Genomic DNA, 16,849 nt, shown 5'->3' with positions numbered 1-16,849 from the left:
GGCGCGCTGCTCGTACTCGCGGGTGGGCCCTGTGGGACTCGAACCCACGACCCACGGATTAAAAGTCCGATGCTCTACCAACTGAGCTAAAGGCCCACGTCACCCGGGCACGCCCGAACAACGTGTCTACTTTATCGCACCCGATCGGGCGATAAGGCAACCTGGGCCGATATGCCCTGTGCCGTGGGAGCGAACCCGCGGGTTTGGTTGGCGCCTAGCCCCCCAATAGGCGCAGGAGTATTCTCGACCCATGGACGGCGAATATGTAGACAACAGCCCTCGGCACCACAAACCCAAGCCGTTTGCGCCCGCAGATTTTGAGGTTTTCGCCGGCGGTGCAGACCCCTCGCGGGTTTCCGAAGCCGCCCACCTTGCCGCGCACGCACTGGTTCACCACGGCCGCGAGACCGATGACCCCGTGGTGACGCAGCGTCTGGTGCAACTGGCTGACCAGCAGGGGCTGGAAGCCATTGCCGAGTTGTGGGCGGAGAGCCCTGCTCGTTCGCTGCCCGGTGCATTGTGGCGCCTCTACGCGCTCCGTGCCGCTACCCAGCAGAACCCGGAAAAAATTGCCGCCTTCTTCAAGGCCGGCAAGGAGGTGGCGCAGGTTTCGAAGGTTGTCGCGGGAGTCGCCGAGCCCCCCGGCGCGGACGAGGTCCAGCACATGGCGGACACCATTCTTTCCGGCGCGTTCGACGGCGAATTCGACGTGGCGCTTGAGCGCTTTGCCGCTTTCTGCCGGGTAGTGGCGCTCGGCCAAACCAACCATGCGGACGACGCCGATACCTCCAACGGCGCCCACGCCACCAAACTCACGCGCAGTTCACACCAGCTGGTCAAGACTGCGGAGGACCTGGAGCACGCTGCCGCTTCCTGGCGCCGCGGCGAGCTGGACTAGCAGCACCGCGCACTCCTGGCCGCTGGCCCTGTCCTGGCGCGCAAACCCGGTCTAGGATCGCCGTATGGAAGCGAATGTTGCGGGAGTCGAAGTTCTGACCGACAGTGAATGCTGGAACTGCCTGAGGGCAGTTTCAGTGGGGCGGCTCGCCGTCGCTCTCGAAGACGGCCCTGACATTTTTCCGGTCAACTACACCACCGATCACGGAACGCTCGTATTTCGGACTGGAACCGGAACCAAGCTTGCAGCGGTGCAGGCTGATGCCCGCGTTGCGCTGGAAGCGGACGGGGTGGATTCTGAAGCGGGTGTCGCCTGGAGCGTCGTCATCCGGGGTGGGGCGGAACTGGTGAAACTCCCCGACGACGTCCTTGAGACATTCTCGCTTCCCCTCTTTCCGTGGCAGGGAGGCAGGAAAGACCAGTTTGTCCGGATCATTCCGGAGACAGTCTCAGGACGGCGATTCCCCGTAGTTGAGCCGAAGACCTGGTGGACTCCGGAGTCCGGCGCAACCCAGTCGGCGCCGGAGTAGACAGTGCTCGTTGACATGCACGCGGGTCAGTAGCAGACTGAAACTGGTGTCGGACCGTGGAACCCCCGGGCTTCAACATTTAGCCGCTTCGAGCGGCCTTCCGCCGAGAGGCGCTCCCGGTTCGGCGCCACTTTTGTGCCCTCAGGGGGCCGGCCGCACAGCGCCGGTCACCTGAGTGAGGCGCAGGTAGTCTTAGGTGGCAACCGTCCGTGCGACCGTAGGTGATCCTTGTGAAGCTCCGCCTCTTTCCCCAGGAAAACGCAGGACTTGAACTGCTCTCCAGCATGGCCCAGCAACTGGTCCTCGGAGTCCGCAGCATGTCCGGCATCCTTGGTGCCGCGCCCCAGGACTATGATCAGCTGGCCGAAGAGCTGCACCAGTATGAAGGCACCTCGACGGACCTGCACTTTGCCCTGCTGACCTCGATGCGCACGAGCTTCATCAACCCGCTCCCCCGTGAAGACCTCTACTCCATGTCGCGTCTGTTGAGCGAAGCCATGGAGAAGCTCGACGGCGCTGCGGAGCTCATCGCCCTCTACAAGCTGACCAAACTCGGCCGCCGCGCAACCGAGCAGCTCGAGGTGATCACCCGGCAGGCCGAACTGACCGCCGAGGCGATGCGGCAGCTCAATTCGCTCGATGACCTCGAGGACTACTGGATCGAGATTTTGCGCCTGGCCAAGCGTGCCGAACGCACGCACCGGATCTGGTGCTCGGAGCTGCTCGCTGACCACAAGCCGCTGGTCTACGCGCGGCACCGTGACGTCGCCAACCAGCTCGTCGACGTCACAAAGGACATTCGCAAGGTGGCAACCCACGTCGGAGCGATCCTCGTCAAGGAATCGTAAGTGGAGGTCTTCCTCCTCGGCACCGTAGTGCTCCTCGCTGGCGGATTCGCCTTCATCAACGGGTTCCACGACGTCTCCAACTCCATTGCCACGTCGGTCCGTACCCGCGCACTGACTCCAACTGTCGCAGTCCTGCTCGCTGCGCTGTTCAACCTTGTCGGTGCCCTCATGAGCGCCAGCGTGGCGACTCTCTTCACCGGGAACAGCATCAGCCTCCCCACAGGGCAGAGCGGTCTGGGCATTCTGCTCGCCGCCCTGCTGGCAGCGTGCGCCTGGGGTATCTTCACCTGGTACCGAGGCAAGCCGTCGTCGTCCACGCATGCATTGATCGGCGGACTGATCGGGGCCGGCGGGGCGGCGGCAGTGCTCAGCGGGGAGTCCATTGCCGGGTCCGGCCGCGTATTCCTCCTGGAGATCGGACTGCCGCTACTGCTGTCGCCGTTGATTGCCTACCTGCTCGCCTACGTGGTTGTCTTCCCTGCCACGTGGCTGCTGCGTCACAATTCCCCGCGCAAGGTCAACAACGGGAACCGGATGGCCCAGGCCGTCCTGACCGCCGCATTCGCCTTGGGCCACGGGCTGCAGGACGGTCAGCGCACCATGGCCGTGATCGTCCTGGCGCTGGTGGGAGCCGGTCTCTACTCCGGAAGCGATATTCCGCTCTGGGTCCAGGTCTTCGCCGCCGTGCTGCTGGCCTGCGGATCACTGCTTGGAGGCTGGCGCATTACACACACCCTTTCCAACCGGCTGGTGCGCATTGACCCCCTCCGCGGAATGGCGGCCCAGGGGGTCAGCGCCGTCATGCTTTTTGTCGGCGCGCTGTCGCTGAACATGCCGCTCTCCAGCACGCATACCATGACCTCGGCAATTGTGGGCGCCGGCGCAAACCAGCGCTACGCCACGGTCCGGGGACGCGTGGTGCGTTCGGTATTGCTGGTCTGGATTACGACGGCGCCCGCCACCGCGCTGCTCGCCGCCATCCTTTTCCTGGCGATGAGCCCGCTGCTCTAGATTGCAGGCTGTGAGGCAGGTCCTTATCCGAAGCGGCCGGAGACGTAGTCCTCGGTTGCCTTCTCCGAGGGCATGTTGAAGATGTTCGTGGTCTCGCCGTATTCAATCAGCTTGCCCGGCTTGCCGGTGCCCGCGATGTTGAAGAACGCCGTCTTGTCCGAAACGCGCGCTGCCTGCTGCATGTTGTGGGTAACGATGACCACGGTGTACTCGCTCTTGAGCTCGTTGATGAGGTCCTCGATAGCGAGGGTCGAGATGGGGTCCAGTGCCGAGCAGGGCTCATCCATGAGGATGACCTCGGGGGAAACCGCAATGGCCCGCGCAATGCACAGGCGCTGCTGCTGGCCGCCGGACAGGCCTGAACCGGGACGGCCTAAGCGGTCCTTCACTTCATTCCAAAGGTTGGCGCCGCGCAGCGACTTCTCCACCAGTGCGTCCGCGTCCGACTTCGAGATCCGCTTGTTGTTCAGCTTGACGCCGGCCAGCACGTTGTCGCGGATGGACATCGTGGGGAACGGGTTGGGCCGCTGGAAGACCATTCCGATCTGGCTGCGGACTGTCACGGGGTCCACCGCGGAGTCATACAGGTTGTCACCGTCCAGCAGCACTTCCCCCTCAACCCGCGCACCGGGAATGACCTCGTGCATGCGGTTCAGGGTGCGCAGGAAGGTGGACTTCCCGCAGCCCGACGGGCCGATGAAGGCCGTGACGGAACGTGCGTCGATGCTGATGTTCACGTCTTCCACAGCGAGGAACTTGCTGTAGTAGACGTTGAGGTCCTTGACGTCGATTCGCTTGGACAATGGAGATCCTTCTGGGTTGTGCCGGCGGGTCAGCGGCTGGTCTTGGGAGCGAAGAGGCGGGCGATGAGGCGCGCCGCGAGGTTCAGGAGCATGACCATGATGATCAGCACCAGCGCGGCCGCCCAGGCACGCTGCGTGCTGGGGTCTGTGGCCGTCGGCGAGGTGGGCGTGAGGATCTGGTAGTAGATAAAAGTGGGCAGGGTGCTCATCCAGTCACCAAAGACGTTCCAGTTGATGGAGCTTGCAAAGCCCGCCGTGACCAGGATGGGAGCGGTTTCGCCAATCACCCGGGCGATGGCCAAAGTGACACCGGAGGCGATACCTGAGATCGCCGTCGGAATGACCACACGCGTGATGGTGCGCCACTTGCGAACGCCCAGCGCGTAGGCCGCTTCACGGAGTTCATTCGGGACAATTTTGAGCATTTCCTCCGTGGAGCGCACAACAACCGGGATCATCAGCACAGACAGCGCGACGGCGGCAACAAAGCCGGTGCGCGTGCCCGGCCCGAATAGCTGGCCGAACAGTGCAGCGGCGAAGAGACCCGCCACGATGGACGGGATACCCGTCATGACGTCAACGAAGAACGTGATGGCCCGGGCAAGCCTTCCGCCCGTGGAGTACTCCACCAGGTAGACGGCCGCCAGCAGCCCGATCGGCACCGAGATGAGGGTTGCCCACAGGGTGATTTGCAGGGTGCCGACAATGGCGTGGTACGCGCCTCCCAGGACCGGTGTCCCTTCGGCAACGACCTGGTTGTCAATGGCTCCGGTGACGCCGTTCATGGACGTGAACAGAAAGTTGTAGGTCAGGCCGGGGACTCCGCGCTCCAGGACGGTCCAGATCACGGACAGCAGCGGCAGGAGTGCCACGAGGAACGACCCGTAGATCAGGAACATCGCCAGCCTGTTCCTGGCCTTGCGTGAACCTTCGACGACGCCCGTGACGGCTGTACCGGCAATGATGAACAGAATCGCACTGAAGAGGGCGAAGGGAACCAGGCTGAACCCAACCAGCGCGGCCAGCGCGGCGCCGACGACGATCGATGCTGCCAGGACCACCCACAGCGTGTAGGAGGGCATCCTCCCCTTGGTCAGTTGGGAGCGACGCGGAGTCAAGGTGGCGTTTGCCATTAGTTAGCCCCTGAGAATTCTTTATGACGGCTGATGATCCACCGCGCCACGATGTTGACGGCAAGTGTGATGACGAAGAGGACCAGGCCTGCGGCGATGAGTTCGGCCAACCGGAGCCCGTAGGCCTCGGGGAAGTTCAGTGCGATCTCGGCCGCGATGGTCTGGTTGCCGGACTGAATGAGGCTGGCTGTCAGGGCACCGCCGGAGAGCACCAGCGCCACGGCCATGGTCTCACCCAACGCGCGGCCGAGGCCGAGCATCGCCGCGCTGATGATGCCCGGGCGGGCAAAGGGCAGGACCGCCATGGTGATCATCTCCCAGCGGGTGGCTCCCATGGCGAGCGCCGCTTCTTCGTGAAGCTTCGGCGTCTGGAGGAAGATTTCCCGGCTGAGCGAGGTGATGATCGGAAGGACCATGACAGCGAGCACAATACCGGCGGTCAGCATGGTGCGTCCCGTCTGGCTGGCGGGGCCTTCGAAAATCGGGATCCAACCGAGGTTGCGCGCCAGCCAGTCATAGGCGATGGCCAGTTGCGGAGCGAGGACGGCGTATCCCCATGCGCCGTAGACCACGGAAGGTATGGCCGCGAGCAGGTCGATCACATAGCCGAGCCCCTGCGCGAACCGGCGGGGCGCGTAGTGCGAGATGAACAGCGCAACGCCGATGCCGAGCGGCGTGGCAATCAGCAGCGCGATGGCCGCGGCGATCACAGTTCCGATGACGATCGGGAAGATGTAGGTGAAAAAGCCGTCCCCGCCGGTAATTTCCGATGGGTCGGCGCCGAAAACCGGCAGAGCCTCAATGATCAGGAAGACTGCGACGCTAAAGAGCGCTGCCAGGATCAGGCAGCCTGCGGCCAGGCTCGCGCCGGAGAAAATCTTGTCTCCGGATTGACCTGCACCGCCTGCTCGTTTCAGTGCATTCGTGGACACGGGGGGACCTTTCGGCGCTGCGCGGGGACGTCTGGAACAGTGCTCACGCAACTGTCCCGCTCTTACAAGGTACCTGCAACCCTGCCGGGACGCAGACAGCCAACAGCCCCGCCAGGGCCTTCTGGGCCTGGCAGGGCGTCATTGACCTGTTAGGAGGCAACCTGAATGGAATCAATCGCTTCCATTGCCTGCTCGCGCAGGGCCTCGGAGATGGGCGCGTTGCCCGCAGAGGATTCAGCTGTGGCCTGGCCCTCTTCGCTCACTGCATAGCTGGCGAAAGCCTTGACCAGGTCTACCGTCTCCTGATCCTCGTACGCGCTGCAGTAGATGTGGTACGAGACAAGCACGATCGGGTAGGCACCGGACTCGGTGGTGTCGCGCTTCAGTTCCAGCGACATGTCAACCTCGCTGCGTCCTTCGACCGGTTCTGCAACTTCCACTGCGCGGGAGGCTGCTTCGGCGCTGAGCGGCACGTATTCCTCGCCAACCTTGACGAGGGCCTGTCCCAGATCTCCCACGGCGGAGGCATCGGTGTAGGTGATGGCGCCTTCCGTGGAGGAGGTGGTGGAGACGACACCGTTGGTGCCCTGGGCGTTCTCAGCGACGATCTCAGCAGGCCAGTCGCCGGAAACCTCGTAGGTCCATACGTCCGGTGCCGCGGCAGCCAGGTACTCGACGAAGTTCTCGGTGGTACCTGAGTCATCTGCGCGGTGAACAACGGTGATCGGCAGGTCCGGCAGTTCAACGCCCTCGTTCTGTGAAGCAATCGCCTCGTCATTCCAGTTGGTGATCTCACCGGCGAAGATTGACGCGATCGTGTTCGCGTCAAGGTTCAGTTCCTGGATTCCGGGGAGATTGAACGCTACGGCGATGGGAGAGACGTAGGCGGGGATGTTGATGGCGCCATCGGGGCCGCAGATTTCCTTGGATGCCTCGTACTCCTCGTCATCCAGGTACGCATCCGAGCCGGCGAACTGCACGCCTTCGGCAAGGAATGCCTCGCGGCCTGCACCGGAGCCGTCCGGGGAGTACTGGATGGTTGCTTCGGGGTTCAGCTCCTCGAAGCCGGTCTTCCAGGCGGTCATCGCCGCGTTCTGGGAGGATGCACCCGCACCGGTCAGGGTTCCGGAAACCGTGCTTTCGGGAGCCGCGCTTGCATCACCTTCAGTACCGGGGTTGACGGCGGCGTCGGAACCGCACGCCGTGAGGGCCAGGGCGGCCACAGAGATAACTGCCGCTGCGCGGCCAAAGCGAAGAGCCTTCACGTGAATATTGCCCCTTCCAGGGTTTGAACAGTCGGTGCTCAGATGACACCCGCGTTGTCTGTACGAGATTCGGTACTCACCACACGCTAGGCACCGCAGGTAACGAGATTGACGGGTCAAAATGAACGGAAGATGAACGCCGGTGGGACATTAGCCGTGATCCGGTTGCAAACCCTTGTGCTTTGGACGGAATGAGTTATTGAGCTGTCACCTTCGTCCTAGTGCCCAGCCGTTAGCGTTAGAGGTATGACCACGGACAGCAGCGTTGACGGCGGATACGCGAAGCACGAAGATGCCACGGCTGTGCGTCCGGGTCACCCGTTGCGGTGGCGCCGCCTGCTCATCGGGCTCGGTCTGGTGCACGCCCTGGTTGTCGGATTCAGCCTGATCTCTCCGCTGCTGACAGGTCAGGCAAGAGGTGAAACTCTCTTCAGCGTGTACTTCGACGTCAACTATGAGGGCAACTTTCCTACCTGGTGGTCCGTGGTGCAGCTGGCCGCAGCAACAACAACCCTCCTGTTCGCGGCCGTCCTCGCCAGACATCAGCGAATCAAGGGGGCCACCGCCTGGTGGATTCTGGCCGGCATGGTGTTCCTCCTGTGCCTCGACGAGGGCACCTGGCTGCATGAACGCCTCGACACCCTTGCCGGGCAGTTTGTGGACGTCGCGGACTTCACGTTCGTCTGGCTGGTGTTCGGCATACCCATCGCCGTTGCCGTACTCGTGTTGGCGATCATCAGCGCCCGGCACCTGCCGGAAGCATCAACCCGGCTGATCGTGCTGGGGATAGTGACCCTGTTGTTCGCAGCCGTCGGGCTCGAGTTAGTGGCAGGGGAAGTCATTCGCCTCGGTGCTCCGACCGCAGTGCTGGCGGTGGTCTACCACCTCGAGGAATTCCTGGAACTGGTGGCGGGGGCGCTCTTGCTTGCAGCGCCGCTCGCGGCCGTCCGGACGCGGACTACGGGCAGGTCCACCACCTTTACCCTGATGGACCGCTCACGGCGGTAGGGTCAGGCGTATGACCCGGCGCTCGCGACTGGACCGCGCACGTTCCTTTCTGCGCAACCGATCCCGCGTAGGCCTGCGCCGCAGCCGCTCATCCTTGCTTCCGGCCATCCAGATCACCGTCGGCGCTGTTGGGGCGTATGCGTTTGCAGAGCAGGTACTCGGTCACGATGGGCCCCTTTTTGCTGCCACCTCTTCGCTCATCGCACTGGGGTTTTCGCGGGATCCGCGGCTGCGTCGGGTGCTGGAAGTCGGCTTCGGATGCACACTCGGTATCGCTGTGGGCGATGTGCTCCTGGCGTTGCTGGGCACAGGACTCTGGCAGGCCGCCGTCGTTCTTTTTGTGTCCGTCCTGCTGGCGCGTTTCCTGGACAGCGGGACCATTTTCACCACCCAACTGGCACTGCAGTCCCTCCTGGTTGTGCTCCTGCCGGCCCCGGAAGGAGGACCGTTCACGCGAAGTGTGGACGCCGTCGTCGGCGGTGCTTTCGCACTGCTGATCACCATGGCGATGCCGCGTGATCCGCGCCGCGAGCCCAAAGGCGATGTCCGCAAGTTGCTAGGGGAGCTCTCCGCGGTGCTGCGTGAGAACGCCCGTGCGCTGTCCGCCAGCGATCCCACGCAGGCGTGGCACGCGCTGATCCGGGCACGGAACTGCCAGCCGCTGATGGACGGGCTCTCGACTTCCATGCGCGCGGCGACGGAGGTTGCGCGCCTTTCACCGGCGTATCGGCGGCACCGGGGCGAGCTGGGCGAGCTGCACGGCTCGATCAGCTCTATCGATCTCGCGATCCGAAATAGCCGGGTGTTCTCACGGCGGCTGACCTCGGTGATCAATCACGCGGCGCTCTCGGACGAAGCCGTGCAGTCGCTGGTGCAGGTGATCGAGGAAACCGCCGATGCCGTAGATGTCCTCGCGCTTGCCCTGCACTCCTCCTCCACAGCGGAGCGCGATCAACACCTGCGCAGGGCGCGGGAGGATCTTGCCGCGGTGGCCACCGTCCTGCACCCCGCCCGCCTCAATGTGAAGCGGCTCGAGGGTGAGGGGCTGGTGGTTTTGTACCGGCCGCTCATCGTCGACCTCCTCGAAGCCACCGGCCTCTCCCATGAGGACGCCGCCGGGTACCTGCCCAAACTGTGAGTAGCAAACAGTTGAGCCTCAACAGGACTGTCAGTTACACCCGGTACGTTTGAGCCATGGCTACAAAGACCGCGCGATCGCGCACGCAATCCCCCGCCTACCGCTGCGGTGAGTGCGGCTGGACCACCGCCAAGTGGGTGGGCCGGTGCGGCGAGTGCCAGGCGTGGGGCACGGTCGAGGAGGCAGCGGCGGCAGGCGTAGCGCGTACTACGGCGGCCACTACTGTTGCGCGCCCCGCCCTCCGGATCGCTGAGGTGGATTCCACCACGGCGTCCTACCACCCAACCGAGATCGGCGAACTCGACAGGGTGCTCGGCGGCGGATTGGTTCCGGGTGCGGTCATCCTCGTCGCCGGTGAGCCCGGGGTCGGCAAGTCCACGCTCCTGCTGGACGTAGCGGCCCGGGTTGCCCGGCTGGGACGCACGGTTCTTTATGTCACCGGTGAGGAATCAACCGCACAGGTGAAACTGCGGGCAGAACGGATCGGCGCGTTGGCGGACACGCTGTACCTCACGGCGGAATCGGACCTCAGTCAGGCATTGGGCCAGGTTGAGAAGGTGGATCCCGCTTTGCTCATTGTGGATTCAGTACAGACGCTCAGCAGTCCGGACGTGGACGGCAGCGCGGGAGGTGTCACCCAGGTGCGGGAGGTGGCGGCGTCGCTCATCAACGCTGCCAAGACCCGCGGTATGACCACGTTGCTGGTCGGCCACGTCACCAAGGACGGCTCCATCGCAGGCCCGCGGCTGCTTGAGCACCTTGTGGATGTGGTGTGCCAATTCGAGGGTGAACGGCACTCACGCCTCCGCCTGATGCGCGCGGTCAAAAACCGTTATGGCCCCACCGATGAGGTCGGTTGCTTCGACCTGACGGATACCGGGATTGTTGGACTCGCGGATCCAAGCGGGCTGTTTGTCTCCCGTACCAAGGAGCCGGTGGCGGGAACCTGCATCACCGTCACGCTCGAGGGCCGGCGTCCGCTGCTGGCCGAGGTTCAGGCGCTGCTCGCCGAATCGGCAAATTCGCAGCCGCGGCGCGCCACCAGCGGTCTCGACGGCTCCCGGGTCTCCATGCTCCTTGCCGTCTTGCAGCGCCGGGCTTCGCTGCAGCTGCACAAGGATGACAGCTATGTGGCCACAGTCGGCGGCGTAAAGCTGAGCGAACCGGCAACGGATCTCTCGGTTGCCCTTGCCATTGCTTCCGCCAAGACCAACCAGGCGCTTCCCTCCCGCATGATCGCCTTCGGAGAGGTGGGGTTAGCCGGCGAGGTGCGTCCGGTGCCGGGAATTTCGCGTCGCATCCAGGAGGCTGAGCGTCTCGGGTTCACCCACGCCGTCGTACCGGAATCGCCCAACGGCCCCGGGCGCATCCCAGCCGGCTTCACCGTCAAGCAGGTCAGCACGCTCACGGAAGCCCTCGAATTGCTCTTCTAAGGCTTCCCGATGCGGTCCCAGTGCCCGCTGAACGCTGGAACGTTACGCATTTGAGTGGAAACTGGGCCGTCAGCCGATGCCGTGCTCCCATAGGATTAGGAACTGTCGGTCCGTGCATTCGCCTGCCCGGCTTCGAAGAGGGAGTGAGATGGTACGCAGTCCGGAGGACGCGCTGAAAGCAACCCTGGCGCGGGTTGCGCCGGGCACGCAGTTGCGCGACGGCCTTGAGCGGATCCTTCGCGGCCGCACCGGTGCCCTGATCGTCCTGGGGTTCGACCGCACAGTGGACTCGATCTGCTCTGGCGGCTTCGACATCGGAATCGACTTCTCCCCCACCCGGCTGCGCGAGCTCGCAAAAATGGACGGCGCTATTGTCTGTGACCGGGACGCCAGCAAGATCCTCCGCGCCGGCGTGCAACTGGTGCCGGATCACCGGATCGAAACGCAGGAGTCAGGAACACGCCACCGGACTGCCGAGCGCGTAGCTATCCAGACCGGCGTTCCCGTCATTTCCGTCAGCCAATCCATGCAGATCATCGCGCTCTACGTTGACGGCCTCCGCCATGTGTTGGAAGGGTCCGAACCCGTGCTCGCCCGCGCCAACCAGGCGCTCGCCACCCTCGAACGGTACCGCGCACGCCTGGACCAGGTCACCGGATCACTCTCGGCACTCGAAATCGAGGCCATGGTCACTGTTCGCGACGTCGCCGTTACCCTGCAGCGCCAGGAAATGGTGCGCCGCATTTCCGAGGAAATCTCGCAGTACGTCCTCGAACTCGGCATCGACGGACGCCTCCTCTCCCTACAGGTGGAGGAGCTGACCACGGGCCTCGGCCCGGGCAGCGAGATGGTGCTTCGCGATTACTCCGGGCTCGGCGCAAGCACCATGCCGGTCGAAGACCAGTTGGCGCGCCTCCAGGGTTTCAGCTCCACAGACCTCATTGATCTGGGCACCATCGCAAGCGTGCTCGGCTTCAACCCGTCCACAGACTCCCTCGATGCGGTGGTGCAGCCCAAGGGGTACCGGCTGCTTTCGGGTATCAAGGCCGTGCCTCCCACGGTCGCCAACCGGCTCGTGGACCACTTTGATGGACTGCAGAACCTCATGGCCGCCAACATCGATGACCTCATGGCGGTGGACGGGATTGGCGAACAGCGGGCACGGACTGTCCGGGAAGGCCTCTCACGGATCGCGGAGACCAGCCTCCTCGACCGCTTCATGTAGTCGGTGTAAACCTGAAGTTCATCTCTACTCAAGCGTGAAAAGAACTTCGTCGCTGGTGCGTTCACCCAGGCGGGTCTGGAACGCGTACTGGCCGGCGCCGGGCACCGCATCAACTGTTGCGCACTCGGGAGCGCTCCGGATCCGTTCCCAAGTGAAGCGCGCAGTTTCCGACTTTCCCGGCTCAATGATCACTTCCAGGTCCTCAGCGCCCTCCTGGCAGTCCCGGGACGAGAAAATCCGGTCTTCGCCGCTGGTGATCAGGAACTCCATCTGCGATGTCCCTACATTCACCGGGCAGGGAACCTCACCCGTATTGCTGACGGTGAGGGAGAGGACGGGATTCTGGTCCGGCGCATAGGTTTCGGCGTCCACGCTGCCGGTGACCTCGATGGACGCGGGATTGCACACCGGCTCAGTCGGTGTTGGTGTTGGCGATGGGCTCGACTCCGTCGGGGAGGGGGACGATGAGGGGGTTGCGGACGCAGTCGGGTTCGCGGCGGCGCTGGTAGGAGCCGCGGCGGCCGGCGCCGGACCCGGCTCCGAGCGGAAAAGCCCGGCAAGTGCAATCCCTGCCCAGACAAGACCTCCGACAAGCAGGAGCGCGAGCAGTGCCACCACCTGACGACGCCGTTTGTAGACCTGGGGGCTGGGTGTCCGACGGGGACCGTTCACCCGGCTGCTGCCTGTACCTCCTGCCGAGCTCATGATTCAAGGCTAAGAGACGTGACGCCGACGCGCATGCTCACCACGCCGCGCGGCGGCCACTTCCGCCGATGCTTTGGGTAGGGTGGATCCTGCCGATTTGTCGAACATTTGGAGTTCACCGTGGACGCCGCAGTGCTGCATGCTCGTCTGAGTGACTGGTTCGACGACGCCGCCCGGGACCTCCCCTGGCGGCTTCCCTCCCGAACCCCCTGGGGCGTTCTGGTGAGCGAGTTCATGCTTCAGCAGACTCCCGTCTCGCGTGTCCTGCCCGTATGGGAGGACTGGATGTCCCGCTGGCCTGCACCAGCTGACCTCGCTGCAGCCCCCGCCGGTGAGGCCCTCCGCCACTGGGGGCGCCTGGGTTACCCACGGCGGGCGCTGCGCCTCCACGCGGCGGCGACTGCCGTCGTCGTTCATCATGGGGGCAACGTGCCCAATTCCTATGCTGAGCTCCTTGCACTGCCGGGCGTGGGCACCTACACAGCTGCCGCCGTCGCGGCGTTCGCCTTCGGTCGTCGCGAGACGGTTGTCGACACGAACATCCGCCGCGTCCACGCGCGGCTTGTGGGCGGTGCCGCCCTGCCCGCGCCGGCGCTGACGGCCGCTGAGATGAAGCGGGCTGCCACACTCCTGCCCGACGACGGCCCCGCCTCCGTCCGCTGGAACGTGGCTGTGATGGAGCTGGGTGCGCTGGTCTGCACTGCGCGGACGCCCTCCTGCGAGCAGTGTCCGGTCCTCGATCGGTGCGCCTGGGTGGCGGCCGGGAAACCCGCGCCGACGTACGTACCCAAGGGCCAATCCTGGGCAGGAACGGACCGGCAGGTACGTGGCGCGATCATGCATGTACTGCGGCATACGGACAGCCCCGTGCCGCGGCCGCTCATCCGCGAGCGCCCTGTGGACCTGGCGCACGGCACCCCCGCGGCATTTGAGAAGCTGTATGGGTTGCATGCCCCGCTTGAGCAGCTCGAGCGAGCGCTCAACGGCCTCCTCGCGGATGGCCTGGCAGAGGAGACACCACGGGGATTGCAGCTCCCCGCCTGACCCCTCCGTCGGAACTCGCTGGGCCCTCCTGGCGAACTTTTGCGCACCTCTGGCGACTTCAGGCCACGGCAGAGTCACCGTAAGTGCCCAAAAGTTCCGCTAGAGCTCGCCGAACCCTGCCTTGACCTCACCGCCGATGTACTCGATGGCCTTCTGCGCCTCCGGACCCGTGGCCTCAGCGCGGAGTTCCTTGCCCTCGCCCAGAGCGAGCGACATGAGCAGCATCACCGACTTGCCGTCCACGCCGTTGATGGTCACTTCGGCGTCCAGGTCCGTGAGCGCCCTTGCTATGACGGCCGCGGGCCGAGCGTGCAGGCCCATCTTGTTGGGCAGGGTCCAGGCGCCCGTCACCGCCGGCTCAGCAGCTGCTTCCAGCGGAGCCGAGGGACCGGGAGCCGCCGACCCATGGGAGACGAACGGCTCAAGTGACTCAGGGTCGATGGAAACGACAGCACGCTCGGCAGCGGAAGCGACCTCGTCCACCGTGCCGCCGGACTCCGCCTGCACGGCCGCTGCCACCGCTCCTTCGACCAGGGCGGCTTGAGGCAGGCGGATCCTCGACCGGGTATCAGGGGAGAGGAATTCAAGGGTCATTTCTGCAGTCATGACTGCAGAACCGAGGTCGGTAAGGACCACGACGCCATCGCCCTGCTCGGCTTCATCAAGCGCTGACTGAACCTTCTCAAGACTGGTGCCGATGCGCGACGGGGAATCACTCGTACCGCCGGCGGCGGCTATCCGGACGTTGGGGGCCATCTGCGCGGCCAGCTCAATGACCCCCTCGGCGATTTTGCTGCTGTGCGAGACGATCACCAGGCCGACCGTCACTGTTGACGCCCTGCGGTGTCAGCTGCCGCCTGAAGAATTAAGGCCGAGGACTGCGCACCAGGGTCACGATGCCCGGCACTGCGCTCACCCAGGTAACTGGCCCTGCCTTTTCTGGCGATCAGCGGCTCTGTGGCGAGGGCACCGGCCTGGGCGGCATTGGCAGCAGCCTCAAGCACCTCCACGGCCGACGCCCCGGCCGACTGCGCCGTGTCCGCGGCCTCGACGGCGGGAGTCCACGCATCGATCATGGTCTTGTCCCCCGGCTCGGCCTTGCCGCGCGCCACCACGCCGTCGCGTGCTGCAGTCAGGAAGCCGACGACGGCGGCGGGATCGATCTCAGCTGCGTCACCCAGAGCTGTGGCCGCGCGGAGGAACGCGGTGCCGTACAGCGGACCGGCCGCACCGCCAACGGTGGACATCAAAGTCATGGCAGTCAGCTTGAAGACCGCGCCGGGTGTTTCCTGCCCACCGGCATCGAGCTTTGCCACCACCGCCGCGAACCCGCGCTGCATGTTCTCGCCGTGGTCCGCGTCCCCGATCGCCCGGTCCAGCTCGATCAGCGCGGTACGGTGCTCAGTGAGGACCTGCGAGCATTCCCGGATCCAGGCTTCGGCCCATTGCGCAGTCAGCGCCATCTACACTCCCCATCGCAGGGCCGGCGTCCATACCGGCGTGTCCCAGAGTTCCACCATTTCATCGTCCAGCTTCAGCACCGAAATCGACGCTCCCTGCATCTCCAGCGCCGTGATGTAGTTGCCAACCAGGGAGCGCTCAACCGAGATGCCGCGCTCGGCAAGCACCTGACGCGCGCGCCGGTACACAATGTAAAGCTCACTGGCCGGCGTGCCGCCCATGCCGTTGACGAAGAGCAGCACGCGGTCACCGTCCGTCGCTTTGAGGTCGGCGAGGATCGGCTCCAGGAGGCGGTCGGTTATTCCGTCCGCATTTTCCATGGCGATCTTGTGCCGGCCAGGTTCACCGTGAATCCCGATGCCGATCTCGATTTCTTCCTCGGTCAGATCGAAGCTGGGCACGCCGGCGTGCGGCACCGTGCAGGCAGAGAGCGCAACGCCCATGGAACGCACGTTGTCATTGACGCGCTGGGCAATCCCGCTGACGCCGTCGAGGGAATCACCGCGCTCGGCTGCTGCTCCGGCGATACGTTCCACAAGCACCGTCCCGCCGACGCCGCGGCGGCCTGCGGTGTACAGCGAATCTTCCACAGCGACGTCGTCATTGATCAGGACCGACCGGACCTCTACGCCCTCAGCCTGCGCCATTTCGGCTGCGGTCTCGAAGTTGAGGACATCCCCCGTGTAGTTTTTGACGATGTGGAGCACTCCTGCGCCGCTGTTCACGGCAAGTGTGGCGGGAATGATCTGATCGGGAGTAGGCGAGGTAAACACCGCTCCAGGGACCGCAGCATCAAGCATCCCGCGGCCCACGAACCCTGCGTGCAAAGGTTCATGACCGCTTCCGCCGCCCGAAACCAACCCCACCTTGCCCTGGACCGGAGCGTCTCGGCGGGTGATGAACAAGGGGTCCGGATGCACCTCGACCAGATCAGCGTGGGCAGCCCCGAACCCCTCAACGGATTCAGCTACCACTGCCTGCGGGTCATTGATCAGCTTCTTCATGCGAGTCTCCTTGGACGGTGATCGACTGCTGCAAAACCGGTTCGCCCTTGAACAGTACTCTGCGGCAGGGACGGTTGCCCAGACCCTTCGTGCTGAAGCACTCCAATATGACTGTGGGAAGGACCCAAAGGGTCCTTCCCACAGCTGGCGGCCTGATGCCGCCTACGTTTTTACCGGCTACTTCTTGAACGCGTCCTTGATGTTCTCGCCGGCATTCTTGAGGTCGGCCTTGCTCTGGTCCTTCTGGCCCTCGGCTTCCATGTCCTTGTTGCCAGTGGCCTTGCCCAGGCCTTCCTGAACCTTGCCGCCCAATTTCTCGGCGTTGTTCTGTGTCTTGTCGTCTGCACCCATGGCGTTCCGCCTTTCGTCGACGTTCCGTCCCCCTGTCAGGAGACTCACCTGGCGTTCACAT

Annotated in this window: 18 protein-coding genes and 1 tRNA gene; 9 read left to right on the top strand and 10 right to left on the bottom strand. The window is 64.5% G+C overall.

What is annotated here, in order from left to right; translation table 11 throughout:
- Window positions 1–23 precede the first annotated feature (23 nt).
- Window positions 24–96, bottom strand: a tRNA-Lys gene (locus ASH00_RS05645).
- 154 nt (window positions 97–250) lie between these two features.
- On the opposite strand from ASH00_RS05645, the gene ASH00_RS05640 reads away from it, so the two are divergent.
- The 4 genes from ASH00_RS05640 to ASH00_RS05625 all read left to right on the top strand — a co-directional run bounded on the left by ASH00_RS05640 (window position 251) and on the right by ASH00_RS05625 (window position 3,286).
- Complete coding sequence (locus tag ASH00_RS05640) at window positions 251–898, top strand: hypothetical protein (protein ID WP_056545812.1); 648 nt, start codon at window positions 251–253, stop codon at window positions 896–898.
- A 64-nt stretch (window positions 899–962) separates the two neighbouring features.
- Window positions 963–1,427 (top strand): pyridoxamine 5'-phosphate oxidase family protein, encoded by a 465-nt coding sequence (locus ASH00_RS05635; RefSeq protein ID WP_056545810.1) that lies wholly within the window; start codon window positions 963–965, stop codon window positions 1,425–1,427.
- Between the two features lie 230 nt (window positions 1,428–1,657).
- Entirely contained in the window at window positions 1,658–2,275 is a 618-nt protein-coding gene (locus ASH00_RS05630; protein WP_056546711.1) for a DUF47 domain-containing protein, read from the top strand.
- Complete coding sequence (locus ASH00_RS05625) at window positions 2,276–3,286, top strand: inorganic phosphate transporter (RefSeq protein ID WP_056545809.1); 1,011 nt, start codon at window positions 2,276–2,278, stop codon at window positions 3,284–3,286.
- 23 nt (window positions 3,287–3,309) lie between these two features.
- On the opposite strand, the gene pstB is transcribed toward ASH00_RS05625, so the two are convergent.
- The 4 genes from pstB to pstS all read right to left on the bottom strand — a co-directional run bounded on the left by pstB (window position 3,310) and on the right by pstS (window position 7,419).
- Window positions 3,310–4,089 carry a phosphate ABC transporter ATP-binding protein PstB gene (gene pstB, locus ASH00_RS05620; protein WP_056545807.1) on the bottom strand — a complete coding sequence of 260 codons (780 nt, stop codon included), beginning with the start codon at window positions 4,087–4,089 and terminating at the stop codon, window positions 3,310–3,312.
- 29 nt (window positions 4,090–4,118) lie between these two features.
- Complete coding sequence (gene pstA / locus ASH00_RS05615) at window positions 4,119–5,222, bottom strand: phosphate ABC transporter permease PstA (RefSeq protein WP_056545806.1); 1,104 nt, start codon at window positions 5,220–5,222, stop codon at window positions 4,119–4,121.
- Window positions 5,222–6,154 (bottom strand): phosphate ABC transporter permease subunit PstC, encoded by a 933-nt coding sequence (gene pstC, locus ASH00_RS05610; protein ID WP_056545804.1) that lies wholly within the window; start codon window positions 6,152–6,154, stop codon window positions 5,222–5,224. The genes pstA and pstC overlap by 1 nt, the downstream gene beginning before the upstream one ends.
- A gap of 149 nt (window positions 6,155–6,303) precedes the next feature.
- Window positions 6,304–7,419 (bottom strand): phosphate ABC transporter substrate-binding protein PstS, encoded by a 1,116-nt coding sequence (gene pstS, locus ASH00_RS05605; RefSeq protein ID WP_056545802.1) that lies wholly within the window; start codon window positions 7,417–7,419, stop codon window positions 6,304–6,306.
- A 246-nt stretch (window positions 7,420–7,665) separates the two neighbouring features.
- Here pstS and ASH00_RS05600 point away from each other — a divergent pair, with 246 nt between their 5' ends.
- From ASH00_RS05600 to disA, 4 genes are all read left to right on the top strand, one after another.
- Window positions 7,666–8,427 carry a hypothetical protein gene (locus tag ASH00_RS05600; protein ID WP_056545801.1) on the top strand — a complete coding sequence of 254 codons (762 nt, stop codon included), beginning with the start codon at window positions 7,666–7,668 and terminating at the stop codon, window positions 8,425–8,427.
- Window positions 8,428–8,437: 10 nt separating this feature from the next.
- Entirely contained in the window at window positions 8,438–9,565 is a 1,128-nt protein-coding gene (locus ASH00_RS05595; protein ID WP_056545799.1) for an FUSC family protein, read from the top strand.
- A gap of 56 nt (window positions 9,566–9,621) precedes the next feature.
- Window positions 9,622–10,998 carry a DNA repair protein RadA gene (gene radA / locus ASH00_RS05590; protein WP_056545797.1) on the top strand — a complete coding sequence of 459 codons (1,377 nt, stop codon included), beginning with the start codon at window positions 9,622–9,624 and terminating at the stop codon, window positions 10,996–10,998.
- A 148-nt stretch (window positions 10,999–11,146) separates the two neighbouring features.
- A complete protein-coding gene (gene disA / locus ASH00_RS05585) occupies window positions 11,147–12,223 on the top strand; it encodes a DNA integrity scanning diadenylate cyclase DisA (protein ID WP_056545795.1) in 1,077 nt (358 codons plus the stop codon).
- Window positions 12,224–12,247: 24 nt separating this feature from the next.
- On the opposite strand, the gene ASH00_RS05580 is transcribed toward disA, so the two are convergent.
- Entirely contained in the window at window positions 12,248–12,928 is a 681-nt protein-coding gene (locus tag ASH00_RS05580) for a hypothetical protein (protein ID WP_056545793.1), read from the bottom strand.
- A 120-nt stretch (window positions 12,929–13,048) separates the two neighbouring features.
- On the opposite strand from ASH00_RS05580, the gene ASH00_RS05575 reads away from it, so the two are divergent.
- Window positions 13,049–13,972 (top strand): A/G-specific adenine glycosylase, encoded by a 924-nt coding sequence (locus ASH00_RS05575; protein WP_235563163.1) that lies wholly within the window; start codon window positions 13,049–13,051, stop codon window positions 13,970–13,972.
- A 99-nt stretch (window positions 13,973–14,071) separates the two neighbouring features.
- Here the strand turns inward: ASH00_RS05575 and dhaM are convergent, their stop codons facing one another.
- From dhaM to ASH00_RS05555, 4 genes are all read right to left on the bottom strand, one after another.
- Window positions 14,072–14,800: a dihydroxyacetone kinase phosphoryl donor subunit DhaM gene (gene dhaM / locus ASH00_RS05570; protein WP_056545789.1), complete on the bottom strand. Its 729-nt coding sequence runs from the start codon at window positions 14,798–14,800 to the stop codon at window positions 14,072–14,074.
- On the bottom strand, window positions 14,797–15,435 hold the full coding sequence (gene dhaL / locus ASH00_RS05565; protein WP_056545788.1) for a dihydroxyacetone kinase subunit DhaL: 639 nt from the start codon (window positions 15,433–15,435) through the stop codon (window positions 14,797–14,799). Before dhaL ends, dhaM begins: the two co-directional genes overlap by 4 nt.
- Window positions 15,436–16,437 carry a dihydroxyacetone kinase subunit DhaK gene (dhaK, locus tag ASH00_RS05560; RefSeq protein ID WP_056545786.1) on the bottom strand — a complete coding sequence of 334 codons (1,002 nt, stop codon included), beginning with the start codon at window positions 16,435–16,437 and terminating at the stop codon, window positions 15,436–15,438.
- Between the two features lie 177 nt (window positions 16,438–16,614).
- Window positions 16,615–16,788, bottom strand: coding sequence for a CsbD family protein (locus ASH00_RS05555; protein ID WP_056545784.1), 174 nt, complete (start codon window positions 16,786–16,788; stop codon window positions 16,615–16,617).
- Window positions 16,789–16,849: the final 61 nt, after the last annotated feature.

This window comes from Arthrobacter sp. Soil782 (assembly GCF_001428435.1).
Classification (GTDB): Bacteria; Actinomycetota; Actinomycetes; order Actinomycetales; family Micrococcaceae; genus Arthrobacter_D; species Arthrobacter_D parietis.
The sequence above is the reverse complement of the archived record's forward strand: the minus strand, read 5'-3'. Positions and strand labels throughout refer to the sequence as shown.